At 46.5% G+C, this 19,939-nt stretch carries 17 protein-coding genes; 3 read left to right on the top strand and 14 right to left on the bottom strand.

The features are described 5' to 3' along the window. Positions 1-2: 2 nt before the first annotated feature. The 10 genes from QN395_RS06985 to QN395_RS06940 all read right to left on the bottom strand — a co-directional run bounded on the left by QN395_RS06985 (position 3) and on the right by QN395_RS06940 (position 10,903). Positions 3-539 carry a hypothetical protein gene (locus tag QN395_RS06985; RefSeq protein ID WP_322120187.1) on the bottom strand — a complete coding sequence of 179 codons (537 nt, stop codon included), beginning with the start codon at positions 537-539 and terminating at the stop codon, positions 3-5. 439 nt (positions 540-978) lie between these two features. Continuing rightward, the gene (locus tag QN395_RS06980; protein WP_322120188.1) at positions 979-1,797 is read right to left on the bottom strand and encodes a DUF3025 domain-containing protein; all 819 of its coding nucleotides are present in this window, start codon (positions 1,795-1,797) and stop codon (positions 979-981) included. Between the two features lie 33 nt (positions 1,798-1,830). Further along, entirely contained in the window at positions 1,831-2,946 is a 1,116-nt protein-coding gene (gene pyrC / locus QN395_RS06975) for a dihydroorotase (protein WP_322120189.1), read from the bottom strand. Between the two features lie 435 nt (positions 2,947-3,381). After that, a complete protein-coding gene (locus tag QN395_RS06970) occupies positions 3,382-4,107 on the bottom strand; it encodes an amino acid ABC transporter ATP-binding protein (protein ID WP_322120191.1) in 726 nt (241 codons plus the stop codon). A 61-nt stretch (positions 4,108-4,168) separates the two neighbouring features. Continuing rightward, positions 4,169-4,861 carry an amino acid ABC transporter permease gene (locus QN395_RS06965; protein ID WP_322120192.1) on the bottom strand — a complete coding sequence of 231 codons (693 nt, stop codon included), beginning with the start codon at positions 4,859-4,861 and terminating at the stop codon, positions 4,169-4,171. 2 nt (positions 4,862-4,863) lie between these two features. After that, on the bottom strand, positions 4,864-5,616 hold the full coding sequence (locus QN395_RS06960; protein ID WP_322120193.1) for an amino acid ABC transporter permease: 753 nt from the start codon (positions 5,614-5,616) through the stop codon (positions 4,864-4,866). A gap of 208 nt (positions 5,617-5,824) precedes the next feature. After that, the gene (locus QN395_RS06955; protein WP_323492291.1) at positions 5,825-6,781 is read right to left on the bottom strand and encodes a transporter substrate-binding domain-containing protein; all 957 of its coding nucleotides are present in this window, start codon (positions 6,779-6,781) and stop codon (positions 5,825-5,827) included. A 228-nt stretch (positions 6,782-7,009) separates the two neighbouring features. Continuing rightward, complete coding sequence (locus tag QN395_RS06950; RefSeq protein ID WP_322120194.1) at positions 7,010-7,906, bottom strand: amino acid ABC transporter substrate-binding protein; 897 nt, start codon at positions 7,904-7,906, stop codon at positions 7,010-7,012. A gap of 357 nt (positions 7,907-8,263) precedes the next feature. Next, on the bottom strand, positions 8,264-9,550 hold the full coding sequence (locus QN395_RS06945) for a Glu/Leu/Phe/Val dehydrogenase (RefSeq protein ID WP_322120195.1): 1,287 nt from the start codon (positions 9,548-9,550) through the stop codon (positions 8,264-8,266). A 381-nt stretch (positions 9,551-9,931) separates the two neighbouring features. Next, positions 9,932-10,903: a LysR family transcriptional regulator gene (locus QN395_RS06940; RefSeq protein ID WP_322120196.1), complete on the bottom strand. Its 972-nt coding sequence runs from the start codon at positions 10,901-10,903 to the stop codon at positions 9,932-9,934. Between the two features lie 11 nt (positions 10,904-10,914). On the opposite strand from QN395_RS06940, the gene QN395_RS06935 reads away from it, so the two are divergent. Beyond that, positions 10,915-11,040 carry a hypothetical protein gene (locus QN395_RS06935; protein ID WP_323492292.1) on the top strand — a complete coding sequence of 42 codons (126 nt, stop codon included), beginning with the start codon at positions 10,915-10,917 and terminating at the stop codon, positions 11,038-11,040. On the opposite strand, the gene QN395_RS06930 is transcribed toward QN395_RS06935, so the two are convergent. Beyond that, positions 11,037-12,167, bottom strand: coding sequence for a branched-chain amino acid ABC transporter substrate-binding protein (locus QN395_RS06930; protein WP_322120197.1), 1,131 nt, complete (start codon positions 12,165-12,167; stop codon positions 11,037-11,039). The two genes, QN395_RS06935 and QN395_RS06930, sit on opposite strands and share 4 nt — an antisense overlap. Positions 12,168-12,742: 575 nt before the next feature. Beyond that, positions 12,743-14,677, bottom strand: coding sequence for an ABC transporter ATP-binding protein/permease (locus QN395_RS06925; protein WP_323492293.1), 1,935 nt, complete (start codon positions 14,675-14,677; stop codon positions 12,743-12,745). Positions 14,678-14,734: 57 nt separating this feature from the next. Here QN395_RS06925 and QN395_RS06920 point away from each other — a divergent pair, with 57 nt between their 5' ends. Continuing rightward, positions 14,735-15,166, top strand: coding sequence for an acyl-CoA thioesterase (locus tag QN395_RS06920; protein ID WP_322120199.1), 432 nt, complete (start codon positions 14,735-14,737; stop codon positions 15,164-15,166). A 36-nt stretch (positions 15,167-15,202) separates the two neighbouring features. Beyond that, complete coding sequence (locus QN395_RS06915) at positions 15,203-16,813, top strand: alkaline phosphatase D family protein (RefSeq protein WP_323492294.1); 1,611 nt, start codon at positions 15,203-15,205, stop codon at positions 16,811-16,813. Positions 16,814-17,115: 302 nt separating this feature from the next. On the opposite strand, the gene QN395_RS06910 is transcribed toward QN395_RS06915, so the two are convergent. Together QN395_RS06910 and aroKB are read right to left on the bottom strand one after the other, a co-directional pair. Beyond that, the gene (locus QN395_RS06910; RefSeq protein ID WP_322120201.1) at positions 17,116-18,285 is read right to left on the bottom strand and encodes a deoxyguanosinetriphosphate triphosphohydrolase; all 1,170 of its coding nucleotides are present in this window, start codon (positions 18,283-18,285) and stop codon (positions 17,116-17,118) included. 6 nt (positions 18,286-18,291) lie between these two features. Further along, positions 18,292-19,899 carry a bifunctional shikimate kinase/3-dehydroquinate synthase AroKB gene (gene aroKB, locus QN395_RS06905; protein ID WP_322121638.1) on the bottom strand — a complete coding sequence of 536 codons (1,608 nt, stop codon included), beginning with the start codon at positions 19,897-19,899 and terminating at the stop codon, positions 18,292-18,294. Positions 19,900-19,939: the final 40 nt, after the last annotated feature.

The raw sequence follows: 19,939 nt of genomic DNA, 5'->3' as shown, positions 1-19,939 counted from the left end.
ACTCACTGGTCACCGCGACCTGTGAGTTGCTTTAATGTTAGCCAGATACGACGCCAGAACCTGGCTTCTAAGGCCATCAAACGCGCTACCCATAATGGTATATCAGCTTTAGCCGCAACTTCAGTCGCAACATCTTCAGCCGATAAATTAGATTTAAAGATGGTACGCCACAACATCAGTATCAGCTTGATCTCCAACACCGTCAGCACCGCCATCCCCAAATAACGCATCCAGCTTAAGCTATTCAATAAGTAATGATGCGCGTGCGGAATAATGTAACCACAAAGCCAGATCGCGCTGCAACTTAAAGCACAAGCGCGAATAATCGCAGCTTTGCCTTTGGAACGATAACAGACAAAATATAGCAAAGGCATAATCAAGGCCAGATCACCCAAAACAGCAGCCTCCATCAAGCGAGGCCGATCTACACCCTGAGTCCTCACCACTATCCAATCACCGCAAATCATCACGATTGCGGCAATAAAAAACCAATGTTGCTTTAATTTCCGCAAGAAAATTTCTTGATTGATGACATTCATATTCGCTCCTATAGAGAGAAACTCAGAAAAAGATTTTAGCAAAATACCTATTCAAGAATTGTAAACATCTGCTTAAACAAGCGCCACTGAGTTAGTTTTGGTTTTGGTTTTGGTTTTGGTTTTGGTTTTGGTTTTGGTTTTGGTTTTAAGTCAGCTTTTGATCTGAATTCCGCTTTGGCGCTGCCGTTTGTGCAAGGCAGAAAATGGAAAAAGAAGTGTCCTTGTCTGAGCCAACCGAGTTGTGGACACTTCCCATTTTTTGCCTTGCACAAACGGGAACCCAAAGGGTAGCGACGGTGCGGTCGCCTTTTTTTGGTTAGCTTTTTTGGCGAAGCAAAAAAGCTAACTAGCCACCGGTCTACCACCGGCCAGTAATCCAAAACCAACGACACGGTTTGCACGCAAAGCAATGTGCATCACTGATTGATGACCGAGTTCTTTATATTTCTGAAGGAGCTAATTGCGGTACCCTCTTAGCCCGAAACACCTGCGTATCAGCATAAAAATCCTCATCCTGCACCACCCACCATCCCGGCAAACCCAACACAGGCAAAGGCGTGTAATCGGAGGTAGATAAACTCACCCCGGCCAAACCCTGCGCAACCATCTGATCCAGAGTGTCACGCTTAGTATCAGCGTCCAAAGTAAAAAAATCGGGTTCAACCCGCACCACATACGCATGCGCCGTAATGGCTTTATACGGCTGCACCAACTTCTCCATCAGCGCATGACCAAACGCCCATACCTCGGCTTGTTGACCAAACATCGTCCGATAATGAATAAATGCCTGCTGCCACTGATGCGTCCGCAATGCTCCGATTAAAGCGTCGCCATCGACAGAATTCTCTACTACCAGTAAAGCAGAATTTTCATCAAAAATCGTGGCAGCATCGCGTGCTGCTCCACGAGATTTCCCTATGCCGTGTTGGGCAATCTGTGCAGCTTGCAAAGCATTTAATTGCTGTTTTATTTTGGGGAAAGTCAGCCATACCAAGGCATTAAAGAAATCGTGCAGGTTTTCTCGCGTTGGTACTTGTCCTGTCGTGCTGATAAAGGTCTCGTATGCGGCGCCATCCGGCAGCGCGTCTTGCGCAACAAAACGAATGGCTTGCTGCCGCTGATTGCGCACATCTTTTTTTTGCGCGCAGGTATTGATATGGCTGCGCCAGTCATCCGACATCAACAACTCTTGCGCCGCTGGTCTGACTGAGGTATACCAGGCTTGCGTCCAATCGATGCCGGAGAAAAATGTGTTCATGCTTGTGCCTATGTTGATACTCAGCCACCCTGCTTATGGCTGGGTAGCAAACATCTTCCAAGCTAAGGTTTCACCCGCATTGAGCGGCACGATACTGGTGTCGACAAATGGCAATTCGGTCGGCATGTTCCAGCTCTCACGCTTGAGAGTAATCGTGCCTGTGTTACGCGGCAACTGGTAAAAATCGGGACCATTGAAACTGGCAAAGGCTTCCAGCTGATCCAACGCACCCGCCTGATCGAAGGCTTGGGCATACAGCTCCATCGCGTGCAAGGCGGTGTAACAACCGGCGCAACCGCAGGCATGCTCTTTTAAACCTTTTGGATGGGGTGCAGAATCCGTACCGAGGAAGAAGCGCGGGCTACCCGATGTGGCAGCTTTGAGTAAAGCAAGGCGATGCGTTTCGCGCTTCAACACAGGCAAGCAATAATAGTGCGGACGAATGCCACCTTTAAAAATCTCATTGCGGTTGTACAGCAAATGATGGGCGGTAATCGTTGCTGCAATCGGACCCTCGGCGCTGGCAACATACTGCGCTGCCTCGCTGGTGGTGATATGTTCAAAAACGACTTTCAGGTCTGGCATGTCGCGGCGTAGCGGAAGCATCACTCGGTCGATGAAAACCGCTTCACGATCAAATAAATCGATTTCTGGATCAGTCACTTCTCCATGCACTAAAAACGGCATGCCGACTTCTTGCATGACTTCCAGCGTTTTATAGCATTTGCTCAGATCGGTGACGCCGGCATCTGAATTGGTGGTGGCACCAGCCGGATACAACTTCACTGCATGGACGAACCCACTATCTTTTGCACGACGGATTTCATCTGGCGGCGTGTTGTTGGTCAGGTACAGCGTCATCAATGGTTCAAAACTCATCCCTGCTGGCAAGGCTGCCAAAATCCGCTCACGGTAACTGCCCGCCTGTTCAGTTGTGGTGACTGGTGGCTTGAGATTAGGCATCACTATCGCACGAGCAAACTGCGCCGCTGTATGCGGCAACACGCTGGCAAGCGATGCGCCATCGCGCAAATGCAAGTGCCAGTCGTCAGGCCGCGTGATAGTGAGCTGGGAGGTGAGCCCGGTAGTGAGCTCAGTAGTGAAGTCTTGTGGAGATGTTGGTACAGCTGGAGTGGTTTGAGTAGGCATGGCGGCTCGCTTATAATCGACGCCGCCATTTTACCTTTTTTACGCTATTCTACAGCGAATCAAATATACTCCATCTATGTATATTTTAATCACCCAGATAATCTCTGGGCAATTCGGTTATTTTAAAAAATAAAATGGGGAGTATATTAAACCCAGATTTTCCATTAGACCGCTACTACTTCGCAAAAAACGCAGAGGGCATGCGGTGTTCAGCGGGACAGCACGACCGCGATTTGGGTGCGAACGCTACAGCAACAATTACACCTTTGGCGAACTGCCTAGCGTTGTTGCTCCTCCTAGCAAGATGCAGCTTGCGTCGTCGTCGCGTCTAGCCAGTCAGTCCGCCAAAGGCACACTTGTCGCTGTTCCAATGGAAAATCTGGGTTAAATCTATTACTTAGAAAGCCGCATTACAAACTGGGATCAGTACCGAACTTAGTGAATAATCTTAGCCAGGAAATCACGTGCACGCTCAGAGCGGGCCGCATTAAAGAATTCATCCTTGGCGCAATCTTCTACAATCAAACCTTTGTCCATGAAGACGATGCGATTGGCGACTTTTTTGGCGAAGCCCATCTCATGCGTTACGACCATCATCGTCATACCTTCCTGCGCCAGACCCACCATAACATCCAGCACCTCGTTAATCATTTCTGGATCGAGCGCAGAAGTTGGCTCATCAAACAACATGGCGATCGGGTCCATCGACAATGCGCGGGCGATCGCTACGCGTTGTTGCTGACCACCGGACAACTGACCAGGGAATTTATCTTTTTGCGCGATCAGGCCGACGCGGTCTAAATATTTAAGACCTTTTTCTGTCGCCTCTTCTTCTGAGCGCCCCAAGACTTTGACTTGGCCAATGGTCAGATTCTGACGAATCGACAAATGCGGAAACAACTCAAAGTTCTGAAATACCATCCCGATGCGCGCGCGCAATTTGGACAAATTGGTCTTTGGATCACCAACAGAAATACCATCCACCGTGATGTCGCCTTTTTGGAAAGGCTCCAGCCCATTGACAGTTTTAATCAAGGTAGATTTACCAGAACCAGATGGACCGCAGACCACAACGACTTCACCTTTAGTGACTTCCGTAGTGCAGTCAGTCAATACTTGGAATTGACCGTACCATTTGCTGACGTTATTTAATTTAATCATGATCTTCTCCAAACGTTTTTTTAACGTTCTTTAAAATGTTTTTATCTAAATAAGTAATTGGTCAGCGAATAATCGCGACTTTTTCTTGTAATTTTTTAACCAGTGCCGACAATGCAAAGCAAAGAGCGAAGTACACAACGGCAACAAAGGAATACATTTCTACTAATCGTCCGTCACGTTGTGCAATCTTAGAAGCGGCGCCGACAAAATCAGGAATCGACAGTACATAAACTAGCGATACGTCTTGGAATAAGACGATGGTTTGTGTCAGCAAAACCGGGATCATATTGCGGAAGGCTTGTGGCAAAACAATGTTGCCCATGGTCTGCCAGTAGTTCATCCCGATGGCATAGCCAGCCCAGATTTGTCCACGTGGGATCGACTGAATACCAGAGCGCATAATTTCGCAATAGTAGGCCGCCTCAAACATCACGAAGGTAATCAAGCAAGAAGAGAACGCACCGACTTGCACAGGATCTTTGGAACCGATAATCCACGCACCAAGATAAGGCACCAGGAAATAGAACCAGAAAATCACCAGCACCAGAGGAATGGAGCGCATGATATTGACATAGGTCGTGGCGATAAATTTGATCGGCTTAATGCTGGACAGGCGCATCATCGCCAACAAAGTACCAAGAACGATACCACCAGTCATCGCCAGAAATGTCAGTTCTAGCGTGAACGACATCCCTGTTTTAAACAGATAAACCCAAGAACGCTGAATGACATCAAAATCAAAATTACTAAACATGATTAATGTCCTCCCGCATTAGCAGAGCCGGAGGTAATAAACCCTGGCACGGCGGTTTTCTTTTCCAGCAAATTAGAGAGCATGATCGCAATCACTGATACCATTAAATAGATCAGCGTAGCAGCACTAAACGCTTCAAATACCTGAAAAGAAAATTCTTGCATTGAGCGTGCACTGGCAGTCAACTCCATCAAACCGATGGTCAATGCGACAGAACTATTTTTAATAATCGCGGCTAATTCGTTGGTGAGCGCAGGCAAAATAATGCGAAACGCCATTGGCAATAATATATAGCGATAAGTTTGTGGCAGCGTTAAACCTAAGGCAGTACCAGCCATTTTTTGGCCACGAGGTAAGGCATTAATACCAGCTGATACCTGTACAGCAACCCGTGCCGAGGTAAAGAAACCCAGACTCAATACCGCAGTGACAAACGGTGCATTTGGCAACGACTTCAGCCAGTTACCCATTTCCGTCGGCACCAGTTCTGGCATGACGAAGTACCATAAAAACATTTGTACCAGTAGCGGAATATTTCTAAATAATTCCACATACCCATTGGCAAGACGCGCGGCCCATTTATTCGGTGCGGTGCGTATGGTGCCGATGACAGCGCCTAAAAAAAGCGCGATGATCCAAGCTAAGGCTGCGGTCGCTAAGGTCCACAACATACCCGAGATCAATGAATCAAAATAGGTGCCGCCGCCATCTGGCGCTGCCTCCCAAAAGATATTCCAGTTCCAGTTATAGTTCATTTCTGTCCCTTCCAAAATGGCTAACCATTTAATGTTGTTAGGACTTACGCAAAATTGTCCTGAAAGGCGACATCAACGAAAGCTGTACAAAGTGTACGGCAAGGTGGCGCAACGGAGTCTAGGCAATTTTGCGTAAGTCTTAACTAAAACATGACGGTAGGCTTGATGCCTCCCGTCATGCAATGGCTCATTTCATATTTTTATAAAATTACTTTTTCTTTTTCAATACCGCTTGCTGCGCTTCAGGAACAGCAGCATAGGCTGATGGCTCGCCAGAATCCGTTGGCTTTGCAATTACTGCCTTGAATTGATCAGACATTGGCCAGTTCAAAGAAATACCTTTAGGCGGAATTGGCTGTAAGAACCATTTGTGATAAATGCGGTTGATGTCGCCGGAGGTCAAAATATTAGCAACCGCTTTATCAACGATAGCCTTGAATGGCGCGTCATCTTTGCGCATCATGATGCCGTACGGCTCGACTGACAGCGCTTCTTTGCTGATTTCATAATCGGCAGGTGCTTTGGAATTCGCTGCTAAAGACGCCAACAAAATATCATCCATGACAAAAGCGACAGCGCGACCAGTTTCTACCATCAGGAACGCTTCAGCATGATCTTTGGCTGGCAAAATGTTGATGCCCAGATTTTGATCTGCATTAAGTTGGGTCAATTGCTTGAGGTTAGACGTACCTGATGTTGACACAACAGATTTGCCACGTAAATCTGCCAAGGTTTTGATACCAGATGATTTTTTAGACAAAATACGATTTGCAGTAACGAAAGTCGTCGGTGCAAAGGCAACTTGCTTTTGACGTTCTACATTGTTAGTAGTGGAACCGCACTCCAGATCGACCGTGCCGTTTGCCATCAAAGGAATCCGTGTGGCAGAAGTTACTGGATTGAGTTTTACATTGAGTGCCGTCAAACCTAATTGTTTTTGAATTGCTGTGACCACTTTGAGGCACAGATCAACCGAATAACCTTGATATGACTGTTTGTCATCGAGGTAAGAAAAAGGAATGGAAGAGTCACGCACACCGAGGGTAATCGTGCCTGTTTCTTTAATTTTTTTCAGTGTTCCAGTTTCTTGCGCTTGTGCTACGCCCACAGATCCTACGATTACACCAGCAGTTACCAGAACAGAAAATAATGTCGATAATTTCATACAGTCTCCAAAAGTTACATCGAAAATATTGCACAACGAGTTTACCAAAACCACCTATACATAAAACGTTTTTCTACTCTAAAACGGTACGTAATATTACTCATCAGTTGCATGTAAAAGACAGGTCGCTGAACGAATTTTTTGATCTATTTCAGCAACACATCTTTTCTCATTTTTTATAACTTCACACTAATTTATAAGCTTAAATTATCAGCTCAATCTGGATGTCTAATCCGGCACTTTGTCGGATGGGAAACGAATGGTATCGCGCAATAACAGACCCATTGGCATGTTCAAATTTATCGACTTAGGTGGCACCGGTTGTTGAAACCACTTTGAATACAGTTTTGTAATTTCGCCGTCAGACATCAGATTACTAATTTGGCGGTCAACAAAAGCCTTAAATGCAGGATCATCTTTACGCAACATAATGCCATACGGCTCAGTGGAAAGTCCGTCGCCAACAATCACAAACATACTGGGATCTTTGGCATTCGCTCTTAAGCCATACAACAAGACGTCGTCCATAGGGAACGCTGCCACTTGTCCCGATTCAAGCATCGCAAAAGAGTTGTTATGGTCATTCGCCTCAAGCAACTTCAATCCTAGCGAACGAACTTTATCACGGTCGTTTAACAATTTAACTGAAGTAGTACCTTTGGTAGTCACAACCATTTTGTCTTTAAGATCAGTCCAGTTAGTTATTCCAGAATCTGCCCTGACCAACATACGGGAGGTAGCAAAAAAATGAGGAATGGAGAAGGCTACTTGCTTGCGACGCTCAGTATTATTGGTAGTAGAACCACATTCCAGATCAGCTTTACCTTCCACGATACTTGGAATACGTGTGCTACCTGTGACCAGCAAATAATTGACTTTTAATTGAGGAAGCTTAAGTTCTTTTTTTAGTGCATCGACAATCTTCAAACAGATATCAATCGAGTAGCCTATCGGTTTTTTATTTTCAGATAAATACGAAAAAGGCAAAGACGCCTCACGGTTTGCAATCGTAATTGTCTGCGACTCTTTAATATTAGAAAGTGTATCGGCAACACTTGAAAACGTAACGCCCCAACTTAAGAGACTAAAAACAATTATTTTGCTCATACTACAGTTGACTTTCATCTTGGCTCCCTTGGTGAGAAAGAAATTACTTCTGTGTAAAGCTCAGGATATGAGGATGTACTGACCTAACTGCGAAGATACTTTTAAACAGATAAAAAAAGCAAACCTCGCAAAACATTATTCCTGTCGCGATGCGGAACCAGTGAGAATTATCCACACAGCAAAAACAACAGCAAAATACGTGCCACAAACACGAGACGATCTAAAAAAATTAACTGCGCCATATATGAAAATACACCCATCAACGAATAAACGATTGATGGATGTTACTTTTCCACTATCGCTATTTTTTTAGCTGATAGTGGATTGATACTAACGAATTAATACGGACGACTTAATTCAAACAATTTACTAATGTTATGGATATAAACCACGTACTTCGCGTGCTTGCAAAACTCGAGAACAACCAATAATAAACGCTGCTGTGCGCAGAGAGACATCTTTTTCTTCAGTAATTTGCCATACTGCGTTAAAGGCTTCTTTCATGATCCTTGTCAGGCGTTGATTAATCTCATCTTCTTGCCAGAAATAGCTAGAGAAATCCTGTACCCATTCAAAATAACTTACCGTCACACCACCGGCATTAGCAATTACGTCAGGCACGACCAATACGCCTTTATCACGCAAAATATCATCGGCGACGGGCGTAGTTGGGCCATTTGCACCCTCCAGAATAATTTTGGCGCGAATCTTGTTGGCATTGGCTTCCGTGATTTGCTGTTCTAAGGCAGCCGGGATCAGGATGTCGCAATCAACGCCCCAGAAATCTTCATTCGGCAAAACTGCTTCTGCACCTTCAAAGCCCGCAACGCTGCCGACGGCTGCCACATGATCGAGCAATTTATGCACATCCAAGCCAAACGAGTGGAATACGGTGCCGCCGTGATCTTGTACAGCAACGATTTTTGCGCCAGCTTCTGCAAATAAACGACCGGCGATACCGCCAACGTTACCAAAACCTTGGACTGCGATTTTCGCACCGGCGATATTTAGATTACGTTTTGCCGCAGCTTCGCAACCGACTACGAATACACCACGTCCGGTTGCTTCACGGCGACCTAAACTACCACCGAGTGAAATTGGCTTGCCCGTTACTACACCGGTAGCTGTGCGACCTTCATTCATGGAATAGGTGTCCATCATCCACGCCATCGTTTGTTCGTTGGTATTGACGTCTGGCGCAGGAATATCTTTATCCGGTCCGATGATGATGCCGATCTCTGAGGTGTAACGACGCGTCATACGCATCAGTTCGCCACGCGAGAGTGTTTTTGGATCGACACGGATACCACCTTTAGCACCGCCGTATGGTACGTTGACAGCAGAATTCTTAATCGTCATCCAAGCAGACAACGCCATCACTTCTGACAGGGTCACATCTTGGTGAAAACGCACGCCACCTTTACCTGGGCCGCGGGACGTGTTGTGTTGTACGCGATAGCCCTCAAAGTGAGAAATACTACCGTCATCGCGTTCGATAGGCACATCGACGATGAGAATACGCTTAGGACGCTTGAGGGTTTCTACCCAACGCGATAAGTGTCCGAGATAAGGGGTGACGCGATCAATTTGCTCTAAATAAACGGACCAAGGACCTGTCTCATGAGGGGTAAGATAAGATGGTATTTGGTGTTGGCTGGACATGGTATGTCTCCTGACTTGTTTGACTGACTTGTTTAATTAAATGAGTTAACGATATTCGACGTTCAATACTAACGACCAGAACTTGTTGATCTCTAAAACACGAACTTAATGTGACAAATTGCGACCCATTGCGACCCATCATTTGTACTTTAAAACGTTTTTTAAAAGCGGCATTCCGATAACGTGATGCAGTGTAGGACAACTGATCTCGCTGTCGCCAATGCTTTGTTTGCATGTATGTATGCAGAAAATGCATAGATATATTTAAGCCAGTTTTTTTACCAAATAGTAGTGCTAAAACCTGACAAAAATCTTGCCAGACACATCGCAGGTCCGGCAATTATTTTTCATATTGACGCATTACAGTTCTTTTGATTCAGCTTATTTTTTGACTATTTTCTTAGCGAATTTCAGCTCCGCTCCGCTATGAGCGCCGTGCAATTGCGCCAGATAATCCCAAAGCCGTCCAACGATTAATTTACCGGGGCGCTGGGTAGAAGGTTTCTCGCGGTAGAGACGGATTTCCATCTCCACTTCCCACGCATTAGACCCACCATCAGCACGCGCTAATTGTTTTTGCTTTAGCTCACGACTGACTGCGGACTCGGGCAAAAAAGCCACACCTCGTCCTTCCAAAGCCATCATTTTTAAACCTTCGGCCATATCAGTTTCGTAGCATTTTTCAAAATGTAAAGGAATACGGGCGTCGTTTAAAATTAAGTCCACCATGCGTCCCAAATAAGCATTATTGGCGTACGCCAAAAAGGGTAAAGGCGAACGTTCTGTGCCGGGCAAGCTAAATTCTGGCAGACCAGCTTTAGTGCAACGAGCATAGGCGCGCAGTGCTTCAGAACCCATGCTAATCATCTCGTACTGACCAGAGTCCAGCAATAAAGGTTGGCGCGGATGGTGATAACACAGCAGCAAATCACAGCCACCCTCCACTAGACTCATCACGGCATCATGCACATTCAGTGCAAGCAAGCGACTATTGATTTCACCAAAAGCAGATTCCAGTCCGGTCAGCCATTTTGGTACATAGGTCAGGGATAAAGTGTGAGGTACAGCAAAATCAACTGTGGTCTGCGTAGTAGTACGCTTACCTCGCAATAGCGCGCGCGCATTGTTGATCTGCCCCAGCATAGCGATGGCTTGCTCATAAAAAATCTCACCCGCATGGGTTAATCTGGTGGGGTAAGAAGTGCGATCAATCAGATCGCTGCCCAGCCAGGCCTCCAGCGATTGTATGCGACGTGAAAAAGCCGGTTGCGTGACGTGTCGCAACTCGGCGGAGCGGCTGAAACTATTGGTTTCAGCCAAAGAGACGAAGTCTTCCAGCCATTTGGTTTCCATAGCAGTATCTTATGCTGATTGACGATCATCTGGCAAAAAAAACGCCACACGATGAGATTCAACTCAATGATGTGGCATCCTTATTTGTGCAACTTATTTCCTGCTATTTTAATGGTGTAGCTGATCAAGCTTATTAAAAGATGCTGCTCACTTCAGTGAGCTTGCCACCGACAGATTCATAAATGACGACCGTACCGTCTTTAATATCGCCCTTTGCATCAAACTCGATAGTGCCTTGGATTTTGCCGTCAAAAGAATCTTTCTTGAGCTCGGGGACAAATACCGCAGGATCAATCGAACCTGCTTTTTGCATAGCTTGTGCAAATACGTGGATACCATCATAAGAAATCGGCGACATGGCACCTGGCTCGCCATACTTGGCACGATATTTTTGAATGAAAGCAGCCCCGCCGGACAACCAAGACGGCGGCACACCCGCTACCGTGCAGAAGAAATTACGATCTGCGTTGCCAGCAGCAGCTTTGATTGTGGAACCTTCACATAAACCATCACCTACCAAAAATTTGGCGTTAGAGCCGTTGGTACGCAGTTCTTTCAACAAACCAAGACCCACCGGTTCGTCACCGCCATAAATAATTACCTCTGGATTCAGATCGGTAATTTTTTTCATTAAGCTACTGTAGTTGACTGTGGTTGGTGTAACAGACTCTTTGCCAGAATTGATTTTTTTTGCATCGAGCATCTTCAGCACCTCGGCCACCAAGCCGACGCCAAAGAGAGAACCATCGTCGACCACGAATACGGTTTTGGCTTTTAGCTTCTCGGTCGCAATACGCCCCAATGTCGCGCCTTGCTCGATATCATCTGCACCAATACGGAACACTGTAGACAATCCCATGCGGGTGAACTGGGGATTAGTCGATGCCGACATTTGTGGAATACCCGCCTTGGCATAAATCGGCGCGGCCGGAATCGTGACGCCCGAATTAAAATGTCCATACACTGCGACCACACCCGCATCAACTAGCCTTTGGGCCGCAGCTTTGCCTTCGTCGGCGGAAGCTTTATCGTCCTCAATCACCAGACTGAAGTGCGCTCGTTTGCCTTTAATAAAAACACCATCCTCGTTTAGCTCTTCCACCGCGATTTGCGCGCCATGGGCAATGTCCTGGCCGTTGTGCGCCAAGGAGCCTGTCATAGGTGCCACGACACCGATCTTGACTTCTACCTGGCGACTGCAGGCGCTTACGAGTAAGGCCAGCAGTAATGCGGGAAACATCAGCTTTTGTGTTGGTACTTTCATTATTTCTCCTGAGCCTGGGATAATTCCACCCCATAGTAGGGGGATTATTTACAAATTAAATCTTGAATTTGAGACGATTTAAAAACTTTTAGAACGGACCAGATAAGCTGTTGCGCTGCGCAATTTTGCCTCTGTGCCAGAATACCTTTAAGCCATGACCATTGTTTATTGCATCTGCCGACGCGAGCTGAGTCAGTTCTAAGCTACCTGTAGCAAACTCTGTGCCGACAATGCTTTGCGACAACTAGTTGATATCGGAACGGCAATAGCTTAGCTTAATATGACCTGAAGATGCAGTGATTTTAATATACTCCCTATTATTTTTATTAAAAACATCTTATAAAGCAGCAAAGTCATGGACAACTAAAATATACCCACTACGAGTATTATTTTTAAGCCAAGATTAAGTTAATCTAAGCAACATTAGCAATTTCATTTCTCAGCTCTCAGTTCGCAGGTACAGTTAAAAGTCTATCTAAAAAGTGCTGCTTTAAAGAGTGTTACTGTGCGCTTATCCAGATTTCCGTAGTGAGTTGCTTGCTTGGCTTAGCGACATCTTAAAAATAGGCGCCGGATCATGCTGGCGTGGTCTCGTTGCGGGTATTGAGACCCCTATTCAGCTGCTCGTTATTCAATCCATCACTTAGCTGATCATCAAGTTCGTCATCCTCGGACTCGTCCGGGCGATTTTGTTGTCTTTCCCACATTTGAGAATAAGCGCCGGCTTGCGCCAATAATTGCTGGTGAGTGCCGCGCTCGATGATGCGACCTTTGTCCATGACCAAAATTTGCTCTGCGTCGATGATGGTAGAGAGGCGATGTGCAATGACTAAACTGGTGCGTGTCTTGGCAATTTCTTTGAGCTGCATTTGTATCATTTGCTCCGATTTAGAATCTAATGCCGAGGTTGCTTCATCAAAAATCATGATGGAAGGATTTTTGAGTAGCGTGCGGGCGATGGCTACGCGTTGTTTTTCACCGCCAGATAATTTCAATCCACGCTCTCCGACTGGAGTGGCATAGCCGTCCGGCAGGCTTTCAATAAAATCATGAATATATGCGGCGCGTGCAACGGCAATCACCTCTTCACGACTAGCGCTTGGTTTACCATAGGCGATGTTGTATTCAATACTGTCATTAAATAAAACGGTATCTTGCGGCACGATGCCAATAGCGTTACGCAAAGAACTTTGGGTGATGCTGCGAATTTCTTGTCCATAGATGTGAATGCTGCCGCTCTGGATATCGTAAAAGCGGAACAACAAACGAGACAGCGTTGATTTGCCAGAGCCGCTATGACCCACTACCGCCGTAGTGGTGCCTGCGACAATTGTAAAATCGATATCAAACAAGATCTGGCGATTAGTCTCATAACTAAAATTGACCTGAGAAAATTGGATCGCACCGCCCTTGCCATGATCAATGTGGAGTGCCTTGGCATCATCCTGATCTGCCACTTCACGGTGTTGATCGAGTAGCGAAAATAGCTTTTCCATGTCGGCCAGACTTTGCTTGATTTCTCTGTATAAAACACCTAAAAAATTTAACGGTATATACAACTGAATCATAAAAGTATTCACCAGCACTAAGTCACCAAGACTCATTTTCCCGTCGATCACGCCTTGGGTTGCACGCCACAAAATCAGCGTTACGGCGCTGGCAATTATCAGCGATTGACCGGTGTTCAGTAAGGACAGGGTAGTCTGTGATTTGACGGCAGCAACTTCATAACTTTGCAAGCCCTCATCGTAGCGACGGGCTTCGTAATTCTCGTTACCGAAGTATTTAACGGTCTCATAATTGAGTAAAGAATCAATCGCTTTGGTGCTGGCTTTGGAATCAAGTTCATTCATGGTCCGACGGAAATGCGTGCGCCATTCAGTGACCAAAATCGTGAACGTAATGTAGCTGGCCAAGGCGTTGGCAGTAATCAGTGAGAACCAGATATCGTAATGGGTCGACAGGTAAATCAAGACCAGACTGATTTCTAACAAAGTCGGAAAAATGCTAAACAAAGCATACGACACCAGAGAAGAAATGCCGCGTGTGCCACGCTCTATATCTCGCGTCATACCGCCGGTTTGGCGATTCAAATGGAAGCGTAAAGACAAGGCATGCAGGTGCCTGAAAACTTTTAACGCGATCGTGCGCACGGCGCGCTGTGTGACTTTTGCAAAGACAAACTCACGTAACTCCGTAAATAAAGTTGTGGATAAACGCAATGCACCATACCCAACCAATAAACCTAGAGGCAAGACCAACATCGCCGCAGGATGTGCTGGTGTAATCGTCAGCCGATCAATCAGTTGTTTCAAAATTAATGGCACACCGACATTGGCAAGTTTGGCACCGACCAAAAAAATTAATGCCAATAAAACACGCCATTTATACGCCCACAGATAAGGCAATAATGTTTTAACAGTCGTCCAATCGCTGCGAGTGACTTTGGGCACATCCGCACTTGAACGATTAGCAGAAGATATTGGGGGAGAAGAATTGTTACGGCGCATTTTTTGCTTACGGATTGGTTTATTATCTGGACAATTGTATCGTTGAAAGGAAATAGCATGTCTGAATCAAATAAAACTACTCTCCCGCCTGGTATGCCGCAATTACGCGTCATGCCAATGCCTGCCGATGCCAATGTGCACGGTGACGTATTTGGTGGCTGGATAATGGCGCAGGTCGATATCGCTGGTGCCATCCCTGCCGCACGTCGCGCAAATGGCCGCGTGGCTACGATTGCGGTAAATTCTTTTCTATTTAAGCAACCGGTATTTGTCGGTGATCTGCTGTCAATTTATGCTGAAGTCGTTAAGGTGGGCAAGACCTCCATCACGATATCGGTTGAAGTATTTGCTGAACGCAATCGTCTGCAAGCTACGACGGTTAAGGTGACTGAGGCTCTTCTGACCTACGTAGCTACCGGTGAAGATAGAAAACCTCGCACGATTCCTCCGTTAGAATACATCGACGCACTGAGCCAATCTGCGCGCTAAATTAAATACAAATCTAACCATAAATCGGACAGCAAATTGAACGCGACATTAGATCTGAAACGTCGCAGATTCTTACATCAGACTGCAAGACTGAGCGCGTTTGCTGCGCTGTCGTCCAGCACATTAAGCAGTTTTGCTGCGGATAAAATTAGCGGATACCCGTTCAACCTTGGCGTTGCATCTGGCTCACCGCGCTCAGATAGCGTGGTGCTATGGACACGCCTGTTGCCAGATCCGCTCAATGCAGTCGCCTTGGCCCCTATCGCCTATAAAGTACGCTGGGAAATATCTGAAGATGAGAGCTTTCATCATGTCATTGGCAGAGGTGAGCACACCGCTTTGCCAGAGTTAGCGCATAGTGTACATGTTGATATTGTCGGCCTGCAGCCAGAACGTAATTATTGGTACCGGTTTATGCTGGGGGATGCGGTTAGCCCAGTCGGCCGCACCCGGACGGCACCGATTGCCGAGGCGATGCCATCGAGTTTGCGACTAGCAGTAGCGTCATGCCAGCATTGGGAATTTGGTGAGTACGCCGGGCATAAACATATCGCGGCAGCCTACCCTGACCTTGTGATTTTTTTAGGCGATTACATTTATGAATGGGGTCCTTACGATTTAACTCATCCACTTAAACCACGTCGGCGGGATATTGAGAGTATGACGCTGAGCGGTTATCGCAATAGGTATGCGCAGTACAAAACTGATCCCCATTTACAAGCTGCTCATCAGGTCGCACCGTGGATTGTGACTTGGGACGACCATGAGGTTAGTAACGATTATGGCAATGACAGAGACGAGCGTTTGTCGCCCGATTTTTTACTGCGACGCGCGGCTGCCTATCAAGCTTTTTATGAACACATGCCGGTCCGCCTGCCGAATTTAAACAGTCTGTTAAGTGAGGCTGGTCGCTTTGCTGCGATGCGCATTTATGAGCGCTACGATTGGGGAAAATTGGCACGCTTTCATGTACTGGATGATCGCCAATATCGCTCGCATCATGCTTGCCCCAAACCTGGCATGGGCGGCTCTAACGTCGTAAGCAATGCGGAATGTAAAGAATTGCTGGACCCGAATCGCAGCTTACTCGGGGCAGATCAAGAGAAATGGCTGGCGCAAGGTTTTGCTACTTCTGCCGTAAAATGGAACGTTCTGACACAACAAACTTTAATGGCGCAATCAAGCCAGATACCGGTAACAAAAGAAGGTGACGGCAAGTTCTGGACCGATGGTTGGGACGGCTATCCTGTCGCACGCCAGCGGCTATTTAGCGATTTGCAACGGTATCAAATAGCAAATCCTGTCGTGATTTCTGGCGACGTGCATACGTTTTATGCAGCCAATCTAAAGCGTGATTTTTACAGCAAAGCATCGGCTAGCAACCCTATTTTAGCGACCGAATTTTGTGGTACATCGATCACCTCCAGCTCACGCCCGCAAGAACGGACAGATCAGCTGGTAGCACAAAATCCGCATATCAAATTTGGACGCAGCGATAAGCGTGGTTATATGCTGCTTGAGTTAACACCCAAGCAAATGACCACACATTTTATGGCACTGGACGATGTTAGCCAGGTCGATTCTGGGATCACCAAGCTTGCTAGTTTTGTAGTGGAAGACGGACGAACTGGCGTGGTAGCTAGCTAGTAATAGCGAGGGACTTATGCGCGATGAATTTAACTGTGAAGAACGCTTGATTAGAAACTAGAATCAAGGTAAAAATTAAAGCCAAAATAACATACTCCCCGATTTTTTCTTTAAAATCCCTTGATTTTCCAGATAATCTTTGGACGATTAAAATATACAGGGAAGAGTATCTGCGTACGAAGTTGTATCATATTACGCAAAAATTCAATGTTGAGAAGCTGCACACCGTATTGAATTGAGCCATAGTCCAAGGTGCAACTATGCAAAAGAAAGTGCAGCCAGTGCTTGCATTGCAGAGAACATTAAACTTCGTCTACAGAGAACAAACGGCGGTGCTCCAGCATGGCATAACGATCGGTCATCCCAGCGATGTAATCAGCGATCTTGCGTGCCTGCCGCAGGTCGTCTTGCGGCTCGCCATTTTGCTGCGGATTTTTTTCAGCGAGTTTAATCTGGTAATCTGGTGGCAACAAAATCGGCTCATCCATCATGGCATTAAATAAATCTGTCACGACTCTGCGCGCCTTGCTTGCCATGCGGTTCACCATGTAATGGCGATATAGATTGTGATGCAAAAACTGCTTGAGCACCGTTGCCTGTTTTTGCATGGTATCGGAAAAAGAAATCAAGGGATCGGCATCACGCACGTCATCTACGGACTGCGGCGCACAATCCCGAATACGCTGCTCGGACGTAGTAATCAAATCGACGATCAAAGCATTAATCATCCGTCGTATGGTTTCTGAGATCGCACGACGTCCGCTAATGCCAGGATAAGTAACAGCAACTTCGGCACGAAATCTGCCATAAAAATCCAACTCTATCAGTTGCGATTCCAATAGCAAACCGGAGCGTAAACCATCGTCGATGTCATGATTGTTATAGGCTATTTCATCTGCTAAGTTAGTTAGTTGCGCCTCAAGATTCGCTTGTTTTTTTTCTAAAAACCGCTGTCCGACATCCCCTAATTTGCTGGCATTATTGAGTGAGCAATGCTTGAGGATGCCCTCACGAGTTTCGAATGTCAGGTTTAATCCGTCAAAAGCGCCATAGCGCTCTTCCAAGGTATCGACCACCCGCAGACTTTGCAGATTGTGCTCAAATCCGCCGAACTCTTTCATGCAGGCGTTGAGCGCATCCTGCCCGGCATGACCAAAGGGCGTATGACCCAGGTCGTGAGCAAGCGAAATCGCTTCGACCAAATCTTCGTTTAAACGTAAATTGCGCGCAATGGAGCGGGCAATTTGCGCCACTTCCAGACTGTGTGTCAGGCGAGTTCGGAACAAATCACCTTCGTGATTAACGAACACTTGAGTTTTATATTCTAGACGCCGGAATGCGGTGCAATGGATGATGCGATCACGGTCTCGCTGGTATTCAGAGCGTGAACTGGATGCAGCTTCGGTATGACGCCGCCCGCGGGAAGTCGCAGATTGTGCGGCGTAAGGGGCGAGTTGAGCGTCGGAGAACATCGTTAATTATTGAATACAGTGACGCAAGGTTTCTGATAACTTCTCTTTTGGTACTGTCGTAATCAAAGGCGACCCTAGTGGTTTAAGCAGAATAAATTTGATCTTACCGCCTTCATTTTTTTTATCTACTTCCATCAACTCTAACCAGCGCTCTTCGCCTAAATCAGGTGCAACAGTCGGCAAGCCTGCGGCTTCAATCAAATTAATAATCCTGACTTTGCTGACGTAATCGATCAATCCAAGCCGGCAAGATAAATCGGCTGCCATCACCATGCCACAACCAACGGCTTCACCATGCAACCAAGTACCAAAACCTAAGCCTGATTCAATCGCATGTCCAAAAGTGTGGCCGAAATTGAGAATGGCACGCAAACCGCCTTCGCGCTCGTCCTGCCGCACGACGTCTGCTTTGATCTCACATGAGCGCGAAATCGCGTAAGCAAGCGCGACCGGATCTTTAGCCCGCAGCTTTTCGATATTCGATTCTATCCAGGTAAAAAATTCTGCATCGATAATCGCGCCATGTTTGATCACTTCCGCCAAACCTGCCGACAATTCTTTATCCGGCAAGGTAGTTAAAGTAGATGTATCAGTAATTACGGCTTGTGGCTGATAAAAAGCGCCAATCATGTTTTTGCCAAGTGGATGATTAATCCCCGTCTTACCGCCGACAGAAGAATCGACCTGAGACAATAAGGTCGTCGGGATTTGAATAAACGGCACACCGCGCATATATGAGGATGCTGCAAACCCGGTCAGGTCACCGATCACACCACCGCCCAGAGCAATCATCGTTGTCTTGCGATCACACTTAGCCTCTAGCAAGGCGTCGTACACCAGCATTAAGCTGGCCCAGGTTTTGTGCTCTTCGCCATCCGGCAAAATAATACTGATAAATTGCTTACCCAAGTCACGTAAATGTTGCTCAATTTTTGCTAAATAAAGAGGCGCGACCACCGTGTTAGTCACGATCGCGACGCGATCACCGGGTATATGCTGAGACAAAATTGACCGGTCAGACAAAACCGATTGCCCGATCAATATGGGATAACTGCGTTCAGCCAAATTGACATTCAGCGTTTGGAATAGTTGTTGATGCTGCATAGAGAAGCTGGATTGATTTGATGAGGCGGCACTCTGCTCAAGCTGAGTCAGAATCGATTGCACCAAGAACTGTACATTAGGACGCCCGGTTTCTACCACCAGATGGGCGATCTCTTTGTATAAAGGCTCACGCTGAGCCTCAAGTTCTTCGAGTTTTTTACGAGGATCGAGCGTTCTCAACAAAGGTCGATTTTTGTCATGCCGGGTACGCTGCAAAATACTATTGATACCGGCGCGTAGGTAAATGACCGTCCCACGCTCTTGCAAATACTTACGGCTGGCAGGATCCAGTACAGCACCACCACCGGTAGCTAAGACAATGCCATCTTGCGCAGTCAGATCCCGAATAACATCCGCTTCACGTTGCCTAAAACTAATCTCACCTTCTATCTCAAAAATAACCGGAATCGAGACGCCGGTGCGCGCCTCGATTTCATGGTCAGAATCAATGAATACTTTGTTGAGCTTTTTTGCAAGGACTCGGCCAACTGTAGTTTTGCCCGAGCCCATTAGTCCTACTAGAAATATATTTTTTGACACATTACAACTT

It is taken from the genome of Undibacterium sp. RTI2.2 (genome assembly GCF_035018705.1).
Lineage (GTDB): Bacteria > Pseudomonadota > Gammaproteobacteria > Burkholderiales > Burkholderiaceae_D > Undibacterium.
The sequence above is the reverse complement of the archived record's forward strand: the minus strand, read 5'-3'. Positions and strand labels throughout refer to the sequence as shown.